12 protein-coding genes and 1 tRNA gene are annotated in these 14,839 nt (G+C 70.6%); 9 read left to right on the top strand and 4 right to left on the bottom strand.

The window, feature by feature from the left end; genetic code table 11:
* Positions 1-109: 109 nt before the first annotated feature.
* Positions 110-2,026, bottom strand: coding sequence for a propionyl-CoA synthetase (locus AC3DEV_RS14255; RefSeq protein WP_185951318.1), 1,917 nt, complete (start codon positions 2,024-2,026; stop codon positions 110-112).
* A gap of 62 nt (positions 2,027-2,088) precedes the next feature.
* Positions 2,089-3,615, bottom strand: a complete 1,527-nt coding sequence (locus AC3DEV_RS14250; RefSeq protein WP_488372519.1) for a carboxyl transferase domain-containing protein — start codon at positions 3,613-3,615, stop codon at positions 2,089-2,091.
* A 95-nt stretch (positions 3,616-3,710) separates the two neighbouring features.
* On the opposite strand from AC3DEV_RS14250, the gene AC3DEV_RS14245 reads away from it, so the two are divergent.
* From AC3DEV_RS14245 to AC3DEV_RS14225, 5 genes are all read left to right on the top strand, one after another.
* On the top strand, positions 3,711-4,457 hold the full coding sequence (locus AC3DEV_RS14245; RefSeq protein WP_119193201.1) for an enoyl-CoA hydratase: 747 nt from the start codon (positions 3,711-3,713) through the stop codon (positions 4,455-4,457).
* Between the two features lie 217 nt (positions 4,458-4,674).
* Positions 4,675-6,258 carry a substrate-binding domain-containing protein gene (locus tag AC3DEV_RS14240; RefSeq protein ID WP_488372518.1) on the top strand — a complete coding sequence of 528 codons (1,584 nt, stop codon included), beginning with the start codon at positions 4,675-4,677 and terminating at the stop codon, positions 6,256-6,258.
* A 266-nt stretch (positions 6,259-6,524) separates the two neighbouring features.
* Positions 6,525-6,815, top strand: a complete 291-nt coding sequence (locus AC3DEV_RS14235; RefSeq protein WP_067712641.1) for a DUF485 domain-containing protein — start codon at positions 6,525-6,527, stop codon at positions 6,813-6,815.
* A complete protein-coding gene (locus AC3DEV_RS14230) occupies positions 6,815-8,434 on the top strand; it encodes a solute symporter family protein (RefSeq protein WP_067712638.1) in 1,620 nt (539 codons plus the stop codon). The genes AC3DEV_RS14235 and AC3DEV_RS14230 overlap by 1 nt, the downstream gene beginning before the upstream one ends.
* 135 nt (positions 8,435-8,569) lie before the next feature.
* Positions 8,570-9,130 carry a hypothetical protein gene (locus AC3DEV_RS14225; protein ID WP_119192246.1) on the top strand — a complete coding sequence of 187 codons (561 nt, stop codon included), beginning with the start codon at positions 8,570-8,572 and terminating at the stop codon, positions 9,128-9,130.
* A 37-nt stretch (positions 9,131-9,167) separates the two neighbouring features.
* On the opposite strand, the gene AC3DEV_RS14220 is transcribed toward AC3DEV_RS14225, so the two are convergent.
* A tRNA-Arg gene (locus AC3DEV_RS14220) sits at positions 9,168-9,243 on the bottom strand.
* A 208-nt stretch (positions 9,244-9,451) separates the two neighbouring features.
* Between AC3DEV_RS14220 and rplM the strand changes: the two genes are divergently transcribed.
* From rplM to glmM, 3 genes are all read left to right on the top strand, one after another.
* Positions 9,452-9,895 carry a 50S ribosomal protein L13 gene (rplM, locus tag AC3DEV_RS14215; protein ID WP_007627425.1) on the top strand — a complete coding sequence of 148 codons (444 nt, stop codon included), beginning with the start codon at positions 9,452-9,454 and terminating at the stop codon, positions 9,893-9,895.
* Positions 9,892-10,434, top strand: coding sequence for a 30S ribosomal protein S9 (gene rpsI, locus AC3DEV_RS14210; protein WP_069389715.1), 543 nt, complete (start codon positions 9,892-9,894; stop codon positions 10,432-10,434). Before rplM ends, rpsI begins: the two co-directional genes overlap by 4 nt.
* Before the next feature lie 158 nt (positions 10,435-10,592).
* Positions 10,593-11,951 (top strand): phosphoglucosamine mutase, encoded by a 1,359-nt coding sequence (glmM, locus tag AC3DEV_RS14205; protein WP_488372517.1) that lies wholly within the window; start codon positions 10,593-10,595, stop codon positions 11,949-11,951.
* Positions 11,952-12,024: 73 nt separating this feature from the next.
* Here glmM and AC3DEV_RS14200 read toward each other — a convergent pair whose 3' ends face one another.
* Positions 12,025-12,897, bottom strand: a complete 873-nt coding sequence (locus tag AC3DEV_RS14200; protein WP_271799653.1) for a dienelactone hydrolase family protein — start codon at positions 12,895-12,897, stop codon at positions 12,025-12,027.
* Between the two features lie 73 nt (positions 12,898-12,970).
* Between AC3DEV_RS14200 and glmS the strand changes: the two genes are divergently transcribed.
* Positions 12,971-14,827 carry a glutamine--fructose-6-phosphate transaminase (isomerizing) gene (glmS, locus tag AC3DEV_RS14195; RefSeq protein WP_488372516.1) on the top strand — a complete coding sequence of 619 codons (1,857 nt, stop codon included), beginning with the start codon at positions 12,971-12,973 and terminating at the stop codon, positions 14,825-14,827.
* The last annotated feature ends 12 nt before the right edge of the window (positions 14,828-14,839 follow it).

The following is a 14,839-nucleotide window of genomic DNA, read 5'->3' as shown; positions in this document are numbered from 1 at the left end:
CGGGGTGTGTGCCCGTTCTGCCCGCATAGACGGGGGCTACGCGCCCGGACTGGTCCCAGGCGGACGCGCACCCCCGCGCAGCCGTGCAGAACCGGCGCGTAGGTCCGGGTTACTTCCTCGGTCGCAGGAAAGGCGCCAGCGCGTCCAACACGGCCGGGTCCTCGATCGTCGAGGGCACCACCACGTCCTGCTGGCCGTCGGCGATCTGCCGCATGGTCTTGCGCAGGATCTTGCCCGACCGGGTCTTGGGCAGCCCCTGGACCACCGTGCAGTCCCGGAACGTGGCCACCGCCCCGATCTCGTCACGCACCATCGCCACCAGCTCGGCCCGCAGCTCCTCGGGGTCCCGGACCTGGCCGGACTTGAGGACCACGTACCCGACGGGCCGCTGGCCCTTCAGCTCGTCCCTGACCCCGATCACGGCGGCCTCCGCCACGGCGGGGTGGGTCGCGATGACGGCCTCCATCGACCCGGTCGACAGGCGGTGGCCGGCCACGTTGATCACGTCGTCGGTCCGGCCCATCACGTAGACGTAGCCGTCGGAGTCGATGTACCCGCCGTCCCCGGTCGAGTAGTACCCGTCGAAGACCGACATGTACGAGGAGACGAACCGTTCGTCGTCCTCCCACAGCCCCGCCAGCGTCCCCGGTGCCATGGGCAGCTTGATCGCGAGATTGCCTTCCTCGCCCGCGGGCAGCGGGTTGCCCTCGCCGTCGAGAACGTGCAGGTCGTACCCGGGCACGGCGACGGTGGGCGAGCCCGCCTTGATCGGCATCGGCTCCAGACCGCGCAGGTTGGACGCGATCGGCCACCCTGTCTCGGTCTGCCACCAGTTGTCCACCACCGGCGTGCCGAGCTTGTCGGTGGCCCACTGGTAGGTGTCGGGGTCCAGGCGCTCACCCGCGCAGAACAGCGTGCGCAGGGAGGACAGGTCGTATTTGTCGACCTCGGCGCCCTCCGGATCCTCCTTGCGCACCGCGCGGACGGCGGTCGGGGCGGTGAAGAGCGCGGTGGCACGGTGCTCGGAGATGACCCGCCAGAAGGCACCGGCATCCGGCGTGCCGACCGGCTTGCCCTCGTAGATGATGGACGTCGCACCGATCAACAGCGGTGCGTAGACGATGTACGAGTGGCCGACCACCCAGCCCACGTCCGAGGCGGTCCACCACACCTCACCCGGCCGGACCCCGTAGACGTTCCACATCGACCACGCGAGCGCGACCGCATGGCCACCGTTGTCCCGCACGACGCCCTTGGGCAGGCCCGTGGTACCGGAGGTGTAGAGGATGTACAGGGGGTCGGTGGCCTTGACGGGCACCGGGGCCGCCCGCTCGGACGCGGCGACGGCGTCATCCCAGTAGCTCCAGGTGGTGCCCGGCGTCTCCGGGAAGGCCTCGTCGGGGAACTGCTCGTGACGCGGGGCCACGATCACGGCGCCGGGGGTGTGCCGGGTGAGTTCGAGAGCCTTGGTCACCATGGGGAAGTACGGCACCTTGCGGGTCGGCTCGATCCCGCCGTGGGAGGTGACGATGACCTTCGGGCGCGCGTCGTCGATACGAATCGCCAACTCCGGGGCGGCGAAGCCCCCGAAGACGACGGAGTGCACCGCACCGAGCCGGGCACACGCGAGCATCGCGACGGCCGCGCGGGGAACCATGGGCATGTAGATGACGACCCTGTCGCCCCGCCCGACGCCCTCGGCGGCCAGCGCTCCGGCGAACTCCTCGACCCGGTCCAGCAGCTGGGCGTAGGTGATGGTCTCCTTCACCCCGGTCACGGCGGAGTCGTAGATGAACGCGGCCTGGTCCCCCCGGCCCGCCTCGACGTGGCGGTCCACGCAGTTGTAGGAGGTGTTCAGCTCCCCGTCCGGGAACCAGCGGTAGAACGGCGGGCGAGAGCGGTCGACCGCCGTGGTCGGAGGCGTGGTCCAGTCGATATCCGCCGCGACGTCGAGCCAGAACGCGTCGGGATCGCTGATCGAGAGCCGGTGGGCGGCGGCATAGGACGAGGCGGTGGAGTCCGACATCGGGAGTTCCCCTCACAGGTGGGAGCGTGCCCGCCGGCCGGGCCGACGGGCTGTGACAGGACTCACTCTAGTGGCAGGCCGAGCTCCCGATACCGCATCATCCGCTCGGCATACCTCCGCTCAGGGGGGCGCCTGCGGACCTCGAGGAGGGCCGCGGCGACGGCATCGGCCATCCGGTCGCAGAAGGAATCCGGTTCGTCGGCGGCGTCGGGCCTCTCCGGGACCACCACGTCCACGATCCCGGCTCCCAGCAGGTCGGCGGAGGTGATCCCCTGCGATCGGGCGACCTCCGGCGCCCGGGAGGTCTCGTGGTGGAGGATGGCGCTGGCGCCCTCGGGCGGGAGCGGTGCGAGCCACCCGTGCCGTGCACACAGGACCCGGTCGGCCGGGAGCAGCGCGAGGGCGGCCCCGCCGGTGCCCTGGCCGAGTATCACCGAGACGGTCGGGCTGGACAGCGTGACCAGGTCCGCGAGGCTCCGGGCGATCTCGCCCGCGAGGCCGCCCTCTTCCGCCTCCCGGGACAGCGCGGCCCCCCGGGTATCGATGAGCAACACCAGCGGAACGCCCATCTCCGCCGCGATCCGCATCCCACGGCGGGCCGACCGCAACGCGGACGGACCGAGCGGGCTCGTCTCGTTCTCCGCATCGCGGTCCTGGGCCAGGACGACCGCGGACTGGCCCCGGAAGCGCGCCAGGGAGAGCAGGAGGGACCCACTGTCCTCTCCCTGCCCCGTCCCCGACAGCGGGACGCGGGTGGGTGCGACCCGGTCGAGGAAGGCGCGGGCGCCCGGGCGGTCGTGCCGGCGGGACCGGGTGATGGCGTCCCAGGCGTCGGGTGGGGTGCCGTCGTCGGGCTCCGGCTCGGGTACGGGGCCGGGCGGTGGGGCCGGCTCGTCGTCGGAGGGCGGGTCCTGGCACAGCACCCGCAACGCCCGCGCGGTGAGGTCCCGCAGGCCCTCGGGAGGGAGGACACCGTCGATCATCCCGCGGCGTGCGAGGTTCTCCGAGACCTGGACGCCGTCGGGGAAGGGGGCGTCGTAGAGGGCCTCGTACACGCGGGGTCCGAGGAACCCGATGAGTGCTCGGGGTTCCGCGACGGACACGTGCCCCAGTGAGCCCCAGGACGCGAACACGCCGCCGGTGGTGGGGTGCCGCAGATAGACGAGGTAGGGCAGGCCAGCGGTCTTGTGTCCCGCCACCGCGGCCGAGATCTTGACCATCTGCAGGAATGCGATCGTGCCCTCCTGCATCCGGGTCCCACCGGAGGTGGGGGAGGCGAGGATGGGCAGGCCCTCGGCGGTCGCCCGTTCGATCGCCGAGACGATCCTCTCGGCGGCGGCGATCCCGATGGAGCCGGCGAGGAAATCGAACTCGCATGCGATGAGCACCACGCGTCGCCCCAGCAGGGTTCCTTCGCCGGTGATGACGGACTCGTCCACTCCCGATTTCTCCGCCGCCCGCCGCAGGGAGTCCTCGTACCCGGGCACCGAGTCCACGTGGGGCGGGCGTACCGGAGCGCCGTCCCACGGTCGGAACGAACCGTCATCGAGGACCAGGTCGAGGATCTGCAGTGCTCCCGTTCGCGCCATGACCGCATCGTACGGTGGGGGCGACTACCAGCCGGTATCCTCGGCGCAGGGGTGCGCCGCCGCACCCCCCGTCCCGCAGAGGAGGCCCCGTCGCCATGATCGTCACCCGCAGGGACGGCGCAGTCGTCGTCGTCACCATCGACCGTCACGAGACCCGCAACGCCCTGGACGCCGAGGTGTGTACCGCGCTGCGGGAGGCCGTCGAGGCCGCCGGGGCGGAGGCCGAGTCCGAGGATCCGGTCCGGGCGATCGTCATCACGGGCGCGGGAACCGCGTTCTGCGCCGGGGCCGACCTGTCCGGCGGGGTGTACAACTCGGACTTCTACGACTGCCACGCCGGGATGCTCCGGGCCGTCGAATCGGCTCCCGTGCCGGTCATCGCAGCCGTCAACGGACCGGCCGTGGGCGCCGGTGTGCAGCTCGCCCTGGCCACGGATCTCCGGGTGGTGGCACCGGGCGCGGTCTTCGCCGTCCCGGTCGTCAAGGTGGGGTTGGCGCTCGACAACTGGACGATCAAGCGTCTCGCCAACGTCGTCGGCGGCGGGCACGCCCGCTCGGTCCTCATGACCGCGCGCCCCGTCGGCGCGGAGGAGGCGGCCCGGATCGGCCTGGCGAACGAGATCGGTGACATGGATTCGGCGATGGAGCTCGCGGCGGAGCTCGCCCGCTCGGCGCCGCTGAGCCTGAGGCATATCAAGACCGTCATCAACGACGACGACGCCCGGCTGCTCCCGCGGGACGAGCACACCGAGCTCCAGCTCCGGGCCTGGGGCAGTGAGGACATGGCCGAGGCCCGGGCCGCGCGCGCCGAGAAGAGGCCCCCCGTCTTCCGCGGACGCTGACGCGCCACACCAGCGGTGGGGCGCGCCGCGGCGGCTCCCACGTGTCGGCCCCACGTGGACCCCGGCCCGGGTACGATTCCAGCGCCCGACCCGGATCCGCCTGACGTGGGCGTCCGGCGTGGCCCCGGGTAAATGACATCCAGGGGGAACGCCAGCGATGGCCAGGCACAGTGCGTCGCCACAGAGTGGGAATCCGACGGCCCGCAGGGTCGTCCTCGTGGGAGCCGCGCTCCTCGCGGTCGTGCTCGTCGCGGTACTGGTGCTCGCCGGGCTCTCCCGGGCCGGTGTCGGTGGATTCTGTGGGGACGACCTCCGGATCAGTGTCGCCGCCGAGCCCGAGATCGCCGACCACGTGGATGCCCTGGCCGAGGGTGCCGACGGGTGCTATTCCTTCGAGGTCGTCCCGGTCTCGTCGGCTGACCTCGCCGGGCGTGTCGCCTCCCGTGAGGCGCTCCCCGACATCTGGGTCCCGGACTCGGCGGTGCGGCTCGCGCAACTGTCGCGGGACGTCCAGATCCCCTTCGACACGGTGGTGAACTCGCTCGCGTCCACCCCGGTGGTCATCGCGTCCCGCGACACCCCGGTCGACATGTCCACGTGGACCTCCGCCCTGGCGACCCCGGGACTGATGATGGGCGATCCCGTCCGGTCGGGCATCGCGGACGCGCCGATCCTCGCCGCCGCGTCCGAGGTGGAGATCATGCGGTCGACCTCCGAGGCTCTGGGCGCGTCCATGGCGATCCTGGCGCAGGGGCAGATGAGCCGCATGAAGGTTCCCCCGACATCGCGCGAGATGCTGGACAGGGTGGTCTCCGGGGGCGGCGCGACGATCGTGACGGAGCGTGAGGCCGTGCTCGCCCGTCGTGAGACCCCGGACGCGGGACTCCAGATCGCCGCTCCCGCCACCGGGGCGGTCTTCCTCGGGTACCCGCTGGCGGTGACCACCCAGGACCCGACCCGGCGAACCGAGGTCGCCGGTGCCGCCGAAGCGCTCCGCGACGCCACGGCCTCGCCCGCCCACCGCGACGGCCTCTCGGCGGACGGTTTCCGGAAAGCGGACCGCGCGCCCCTCGCGGACGGGGCTGGGGTGGGCGAGATCGAGATGCTCGTCGTCCGCGACCCCGACCGCCTCCACGGCGTCCTCCGACGGTGGCGGGTGTTGGCGATGCCCGGGCGGTCCCTCGTCCTGGTGGACACCTCGGGATCGATGGGATTCGGGATACCGGGCACGGACCGGACCCGGATCGAGGCACTGGTCGCCACGGCGGGCGCCGGCCTCGGGCAGTTCCCCGACGACGCGGCTCTCGGGCTGTGGGCGTTCGGCGGGGCCGCCGGCCGGGATGGCAGGCCCTACGCGGAGGTCGCGCCACTCCGACGACTCGACGAGGCCGGCGCCGACGGTTCGCACCGGGAGGCCCTCGGCGGCGCGCTGGCGGCCCTGCCCGGTCTGGTGGGCGGCGGAACCGACCTCTACCGGTCCGTGCTCGACGCCTACGCCCAGGTGCGATCCGACTACGACCCCAACATGGTCAATTCGATCATCGTGATCTCCGACGGGGCCGACGACGCCACCTCGGACCTCGACGAAGGGGCGTTCCTCGCCCGACTACGCGACATGGTCACCCCGTCGCGCCCGGTGATCGTCGTGACGATCAGTCTGCTCGACGACGCCGCGTCGGGCACCCTGGCGGAGATCTCCCGGGTGACCGGCGGCAGCAGCCACGTCGCGCGGACGCCCGACGAGATCGTGCGGGTGTTCGCCGACGCGGTGGGCCGTCGCGGAGCGGCGCCCGGCGCCTGACCCCCTTAACCCCGGATAGAGGTGGCTGACCCCTCGGATGGGGGTGCGGCATCCTCCGGTTTCCAGGGAATCGACCGCGTTGCATGAGAGTCTCCGCCGAGAACTTGTGTTACGTGTCACACTTCCTCCGTCACTATCTGTGAGGCGCATCACTACAGGGGTGCGCTGATGAGAACCCGAAACGGAGGACCTCCGTGTCCCAACCAACTGATCCGCCGACGGGGGGCGCATCGCGGCGAACCCCGGGAACGGCGGAGTTCACGGCGATGCAGTCCAGCCCCGCCTTCCAGGAGTTGCGCAGCAAGTTCCGGGCGTTCGTCTTCCCCATGACCGTCGCCTTCCTCATCTGGTACTTCCTCTATGTCATCCTCGCCGTCTACGCCACGGACTTCATGGCCACGAAGGTCTTCGGAAACATCACCTGGGGCCTGATCATCGGGCTGGGGCAGTTCGTGACCACCTTCCTCATCACGTTCCTCTACATCCGGTTCGCCAACCGCGTGATCGACCCCCGTGCGGAATCCATCCGCCTCGAGCTGGAAGGTGAGGCTGTCTGATGGATTGGCTACTCAACATCAATGAACTCACGCCGGGCGAGCAGGTGGGCAGCACGCTGCTCAACATGGTCGTGTTCGGGATCTTCATCGTCATCACGATGACGCTCGTCCTGAGGGCATCCAAGTCCACGAAGTCGACGAAGGACTTCTACACTGGTGGGTCGAGCTTCACCGGTCCGCAGAACGGGTTCGCGATCGCCGGTGACTATCTGTCGGCGGCATCCTTCCTCGGCATCGCCGGCGCCATCGCGATCAACGGCTACGACGGCTTTCTCTACTCGATCGGATTCCTCGTCGCCTGGCTCGTCGCCCTGATGCTCGTCGCCGAGCTGATGCGCAACACCGGCCGGTTCACCATGGCCGACGTGCTCAGCTTCCGCCTCAACCAGCGGCCCGTCCGGATGGCGGCAGCCCTGGCCACCCTCGCGGTGTGCCTGTTCTATCTCATCGCCCAGATGGCAGGCGCGGGTGGCCTCGTCGCCCTCCTGCTGAACATCAACGACTCCACGGGGCAGGCGATCGTCGTCGCGGCCGTGGGGCTGCTCATGATCGTCTACGTGCTGGTCGGCGGCATGAAGGGCACCACGTACGTGCAGATGGTCAAGGCCGTCCTGCTGGTCAGTGGCGTCCTCATCATGTGCCTCATGGTTCTCGTGGCCGCGCGCGGCAACTTCTCCGCGCTCCTGGGGGAGGCCGTCGCCAATTCGGGCAAGGACCTGTTGCAGCCCGGTCTACAGTACGGCGCCACCGAGACCAGCAAGCTCGACTTCGTCTCCCTGTCGATCGCACTCGTCTTCGGTACCGCCGGCCTCCCCCACGTGCTCATGCGCTTCTACACGGTCCCCACCGCCAAGGAGGCCCGTCGGTCCGTCACCTGGGCGATCGCCCTCATCGGCGGCTTCTATCTGTTCACCCTCGTGCTCGGCTTCGGTGCCGCGGCGATGGTCGGTCCGGAGGTGATCGAGGCGGCGCCCGGTGGCGTGAACTCGGCGGCACCGCTACTCGCATTCGCCCTCGGCGGTGAGATCTTCCTCGGCATCATCTCCGCGGTCGCCTTCGCGACGATCCTGGCGGTGGTGGCCGGGTTGGCGATCACGGCGTCCGCATCGTTCGCGCACGACATCTACAACGGCGTGATCAAGCACGGCAAGGCCACCGAGAAGTCGCAGCTCCGGGTCTCGCGGATCACGGTCGTCGTGATCGGGCTCCTGTCGATCGTCATGGGTATCGGCGCCATGGGGCAGAACATCGCCTTCCTCGTCGCCCTGGCCTTCGCGATCGCCGCATCGGCGAACCTGCCGACCATCCTGTACTCGCTGTTCTGGAAGCGGTTCAACACCACCGGCGCACTGTTCTCGATGTACGGCGGGCTCATCAGCACCCTGGTGCTGATCGCGCTCTCGCCGGCGGTCTCCGGTGGCGAGAAGTCGATGATCACCAGTGTCGACTTCTCCCTGTTCCCGCTCTCGAACCCGGGCATCGTTTCGATCCCGCTGGCGTTCCTGCTGGGCATCGTCGGCACGTTCATCGGGAAGAAGGACGAGTTCCCGGAGAAGCGGGTGGAGATGGAGGTCCGTTCCCTCACCGGTGTCGGTGTGGAGAAGACCATCGCTCACTGACGTCTCTTCGGCGGGCCCACCACTACGGGCCCCCGCCGCGCCCGCCCGGCCGTCCTCGGACGACCGGGCGGGCCTCGTCGTGGACCGGGAGGGACTACTCTCGGTGGGCACCACACCGATTCGGAGGCGGTAGAGATGTATCCCGGACACGACGACCAGACCCGACGCATGGGGCAGCAGCCCGACTCGCGTGCCTACTCGCGGATGGGCGACGACCAGGCCTACGACCCCGCCTATGACGACGGCTACGGAGGCGACGGGGGATACGCCGCCGCGCCCGCGGCGAAGCGCCGTGGCCCCGCCCTCGACGTGGGCAAGTTCGCGGGCAGCGTGGTCGCGACCGCCCTCGTGGCGGCCATCGCCGGATGGCTGATCGCCTGGATCGTGGAAGCGGTGTTCTCGCGTTTCGGCCACCAGTGGGCCAACGGCGGGAACACGCCCACGATGTACGCGGTCTACGGGGCCGTCGCCGCGCTCCTCGCCGGGCTGCTCTGGTACCTGCTGCTCGTCGGCACGGCCAACCCCCACCAGTTCTATTCCTGGACCGTCGGGCTGCTCATCGTCGCCGCCGTGGCGTTGCCGCTGCTGGTGACGGTGCCGTTCCTCGACGGCCTGGCGGCCGCGATCGTGCACTTGTTCATCGGATTGCCGATCCTGGCACTGACCAGTGCGTTCTCCGCCACTCTCCGGCGATGACGCGCTCGCGGCGGCCGTGACGGCCGGCCACTGTGGGTGGTGCCCCCGAGAGGAATCGAACCTCCGACACCGGCTTTAGGAGAGCCGTGCTCTATCCACTGAGCTACGAGGGCGGGAACCGGGGAGAGTCTAACCGATGGGCGGGGGATCGTGATCGCCGACTTGGAGTGAGTGGTCCCGGCCGGTAGTCTTGACCGTCGGCGTCCATGTCGTCCCCTGGTGGGGCGGTGGACCACCTCGCGCGGGTCACCACCGGCCGCCGTTCGAGGGGGAGGGCGCCCGACCGGCCGGCAGCCCACTAGACAGACAGAGGTATCGCCTGTGTCCACGTACACCCCCAAGCCCGGGGACGTGACGCGCGCCTGGTACGTCATCGACGCCACTGATGTGGTTCTCGGTCGACTCGCCGTCCAGGTCGCCAACATCCTCCGTGGCAAGCACAAGCCGCAGTTCGCCCCGAACGCCGACACCGGCGACTTCGTCATCATCATCAACGCCGACAAGGTCGCGATCTCGTCCAACAAGCGTGACCGCGTGGTGCAGCACCGCCACTCCGGTTTCCCGGGCGGCCTGAAGTCGCAGACCCTGGGCAAGGCCATGGACACCCGTCCCGACCGCGTCGTCGAGAAGGCCGTCAAGGGCATGCTGCCGAGCAACAAGCTCGGCCGTGCCGTCGCCTCCAAGCTCAAGGTGTACGCGGGTCCCGATCACCCGCACGCCGCCCAGCAGCCCGTGCCCTTCGAGATCAAGCAGGTGGCCCAGTGACCGACGAGAACATCACCCCCGAGGCCGAGGTTGCCGACGACGTGGTGGCGGACCTCGCCGCCGAGGTCGCCGAGGACTACAGCGAGGCCGACTACGCCGGTGGCACCGACTTCGTCGCCGACGCCGACGCCCAGCTGGGGTCGACCGTCACCTCCGGTCCGGCCCAGGCCGTCGGACGTCGCAAGGAAGCCGTCGCCCGCGTGCGCCTGCTCCCCGGTTCCGGCCAGTTCACCCTGAACGGCCGCACCCTCGAGGAGTACTTCCCGAACAAGGTGCACCAGCAGCTCGTCAAGTCGCCGCTGGTCCTCGTCGAGCGCGACGAGCAGTTCGACATCGTGGCACTGCTCCACGGTGGCGGCCCCTCGGGTCAGGCCGGCGCGCTGCGTCTGGCCATCGCCCGCGCGCTCATCCAGTACTCGCCGGACGACCGCCCGGCGCTCAAGAAGGCGGGCTTCCTCACGCGCGACGCCCGTGCCGTCGAGCGCAAGAAGGCCGGCCTCAAGAAGGCCCGTAAGGCCCCGCAGTACTCGAAGCGCTGATCCACCCGGGTCGCGTCACCGGAGCAGGCCCCTGCGTATGCGGGGGCCTGCTCCGGTCCATTTGCCCACTGCACTGTGGGTCGGGGTTATCCTGACCCGGCCATTCACGCCCACCGTCCGCGGCGGGGCGAACCACCACCCCCGGAGGACCACACGATATGACGCGACTGTTCGGCACCGACGGGGTCCGCGGACTCGCCAACCGGACCCTCACCGTCGACCTGGCCGTGCGCCTGGGGGCGGCCGCCGCGGCGGTCCTGGCGACCGAGGTCGAGCCGTCGCCCCGGCGGTCCGGATCCCGGCCCGTCGCCGTCGTCGGCCGTGACCCCCGTGTCTCCGGGGAGATGCTCGAGGCCGCCCTGGCCGCCGGCCTGGCGAGTCAAGGGGTCGACGTCCTGCTCGTCGGCGAGCTGCCGACCCCGGCCGTCGCCCACCTCACGGCCCAGCACGAGGCCGAGCTGGGTGCCGTGATCTCGGCCTCGCACAACGCGATGCCGGACAACGGCATCAAGTTCTTCGCCGCCGGGGGCCACAAGCTGGCCGACGAGGTGGAGGACCGTGTCGAGGCCGCCCTCACCGAAGGTGCCATCACCGGGCCGACCGGCTCGGCGATCGGTCGCATCTCGCGGGCGACGCCGGAGGACGCCCTGGACGGCTATGTCCGGCATCTGCTCGATGCCACGCCGGGCCGGTTGGACGGGCTCGTCGTCGTCGTCGACTGCGCGAACGGCGCCGCCAGCGCGGCGGCCCCGCGCGCCTACCGCGAGGCCGGCGCCACGGTGATCGAGATCCACGCCAGCCCCGACGGCTACAACATCAACGACAACTGCGGTTCCACCCACCTCGACGACGTCCGCGCCGCGGTGCGCGCGCACGGCGCCGACCTGGGCCTGGCGCACGACGGCGACGCGGACCGGTGTCTGGCCATCGACGCCTCCGGCGAGGTTGTCGACGGCGACCAGATCATGGCGATCCTGGCCCTGGCGATGCGCGACTCCGGGGAACTCGTCGGCAACACACTGGTGGCCACCATCATGAGCAACCTGGGGCTCAAGGTCGCCATGCGGGAGGCCGGGATCGAGATCACCGAGACCAAGGTGGGCGACCGCTACGTTCTCGAGCGTCTGCGCGAGGGTGGGTACAGCCTCGGCGGCGAACAATCCGGGCACCTCGTGCTGCCCGCCCACGCCACCACCGGTGACGGCGTGCTCACCGGGTTGCGCCTCATGGCCCGCATGGCGGAGACCGGCAAGTCGCTGGCCGAGCTCGCCGGGGTCATGACCGTGCTGCCGCAGGTGCTCGTCAACGTGCCGGTCGAGGACAAGGCCGCAGTCGTGGCATCCGGGGCGGTCTGTGACGCCGTGGTGGGGGAGGAGCGCAGGCTCGGCTCCACAGGCCGCGTGCTTCTGCGTCCCTCCGGCACCGAGCAGCTCGTCCGCGTGATGGTCGAGGCGGAGGACGCGAACCTGGCCGGCGAGGTCGCCGAGCGACTGGCGGGCGTGGTCGCCGCCGTGTGACCGGCCGGGCCCGTGCGCTCTCCTGCGCCGGGCCCCCGCGACCGGGCGCCACGGGCCGGGCACCGGAGGGCGATCAGCCGCCCGTGAAGGACTTGACCAGCTTGAGCATCGGCGGGGCGCTGGCGAGCAGGTCGTCGGCCTCCTCGTCGAGCATCTCGTGGGTGACCGTGACGGTGCCCTTGAACTCCGCCTCCGGATCGGCGAACGCGGCATAGGTGTCGTCGTCGGTCAGGGTGGCCAGCAGGTACCCCGCCAGCAGCGGGCGCACGGCCCGATGGGTGCGGAGGTCGGGGTCCGCCAGCCCGACCCGCTCGAGAAGCGGGTTGCGCTCGACCAGACCCGTCTCGATCGCCTTCTCCAGGCGTCGGTGGACCAGATCACCCCGCCACAGGCGCTGCAGTTCGCGGGCGTCCTCGGAGTGGACCCCGCCCGCACCCGAGAGCAGCAGGGCGGGGGCGTCGACGGTCATCGCCCGATCGGCGGCCGAGGGCACGGTCTCCGTGGGGAAGACCATGACCACCCCGTCGATGTCGGTGCGCTGGGAGGCCAGCAGCGCGGCGACCCCGCCGCCGAGACCGTGCCCGGCCACGGCGATCCGGTGTGGATCGGCCCGGACGGCCCCGCGGCCAAGGGTGGCCTGGAGGACGTCCTCCAGCGCGGCGGACAGGTGATCCGCGTAGTGCTGGTGGTTCGGCTTCAGGCCGCGGTCCGAGGCGGGCGCCACCACCACGAACCCCCACGACGCGAGATGCTTGAGGGTGTCGACGTAGTGCTCGGGCCCCCTGGTCCAGTCGTGGGCCCAGCCCACGAGCGGAGCCGGCGACGGAGCGCCGCGGGGGACGAACACGACCCCCGGCGTCCCGGTGAAACCGAGGTCGCCCCTGTCGACACCGTAGGGGCCGCGTCGGGACACCCGGGCGAGCAGTTCCTTCGTCTTCTTGGCCACGATGGCCACAGTATCGCCTCGGGGGCGACGAAGGGGCGAGGGTCCCCGGACTGCGTGGCTACACTTAGCGGCCATGTGCGGAATCGTCGGATATGTCGGGCACAGGCCCGCCCTCCCTGTCGTCGTCGAGGCCCTGCGGCGGATGGAGTACCGCGGTTACGACTCGGCTGGTGTCGCCGTCCTCGACGGCGCGGGCACCTCCCGGGTCGAGAAGAAGGAGGGCAAGCTCGCCAACCTCGAGGCGGAGCTCACGGCCGCGGGCGGGGACGGGTTCCCGGGTACCACCGGCATCGGCCACACCCGCTGGGCCACCCACGGTCGCCCGAGCGACCGGAACGCCCACCCGCACGTCTCGGGCGACGTCGCGATCGTGCACAACGGCATCATCGAGAACTTCGCCCCGCTGCGCGCGGAGCTCGAGGCCGCCGGGGTCGATCTGGAGTCCGACACCGACTCGGAGGTGGCTGCCCACCTGGTGCGGTGCGAGATGGAGTCGGGCCGCAGCGGCGGTGACTTCGTCGCCGCGTGCCGCACCGTGCTCCGCCGCCTCGAGGGCGCGTTCACCCTGGTCTTCAGCCACGCGGCCCACCCGGACGTCCTGGTGGCCGCGCGCCGCTCGACCCCACTGGTGCTGGGCGTCGGCGAGGGCGAGATGTTCCTCGGTTCCGACGTCGCGGCGTTCATTGAGCACACCCGCGAGGCGGTCGAGCTCGGCCAGGACAACGTCGTGGTGTTGCGGGCCGACTCCTACGAGATCACCGACTTCGCCGGAGAGCCCAGCGAGGGGCGCCCCTTCCACATCGACTGGGATCTCGCCGCCGCCGAGAAGGGCGGTTACGACTACTTCATGCTCAAGGAGATCGCCGAGCAGCCGCAGGCGGTCGCCGACACGCTGCTGGGCCATTTCCAGAACGGCCGCATCGTGTTGGACGAGCAGCGGATGACAGACCAGGACCTGAGGGACATCGACAAGGTGTTCATCGTCGCCTGCGGCAGCGCCTACCACTCCGGCATGGTCGCCAAGTACGCGATCGAGCACTGGACGCGCCTGCCATGCGAGGTCGAGATCGCCTCGGAGTTCCGTTATCGCGACCCGGTCCTGGACCGTTCCACGCTGGTGGTGGCCATCTCCCAGTCCGGCGAGACCGCGGACACCCTCGAGGCGGTCCGCCACGCCAAGTCCCAGAAGGCGCGCGTCCTGGCCGTGTGCAACACCAACGGCTCGCAGATCCCGCGCGAGGCCGACGCCGTGCTGTACACGCACGCCGGTCCCGAGATCGGTGTGGCGTCGACGAAGGCGTACCTGGCGCAGATCACCGCCAACTACCTCGTGGGACTCGCGCTCGCGCAGGCCCGCGGCACCAAGTACCCGGACGAGGTCGCCGCCGAGTTCCGCCAGCTCGAGCAGATGCCGCACGAGATCCAGAAGGTCGTGGACTCCCTCGAGCCGGTCCGCGGGATCGCCCGGGAGCTCGCCGGTGCCAAGTCGGTGCTGTTCCTGGGGCGCCACGTCGGCTACCCGACGGCCCTCGAGGGCGCGCTCAAGCTCAAGGAGCTCGCCTACATGCACGCCGAGGGCTTCCCGGCGGGCGAGCTCAAGCACGGACCCATCGCGCTCATCGAGGAGGGCCTGCCGGTCTTCATCGTGATGCCGCCGGTCGAGGGTCGCGGGGTGCTGCACTCGAAGCTGGTGAGCAACATCCAGGAGATCCGGGCCCGTGGTGCCCGGACAATCGTGATCGCCGAAGAGGGTGACGACGTGGTCCGGCCGCTGTCGGACTACTTCATCCCGATCCCGGCGTCGACCACGCTCCTGCAGCCGCTGCTGGCCACCATCCCGTACCAGGCGTTCGCGGCCGAGGTCGCGGCCGCGCGGGGGTACGACGTGGACAAGCCGCGGAACCTCGCCAAGTCCGTCACGGTCGAGTAGGACGGCGGGGGC

The organism is Dietzia sp. IBK-p2-15D, assembly GCF_057773105.1.
Note: the sequence above shows the minus strand (reverse complement) of the source record. Positions and strands in the feature narration are given on the sequence as shown.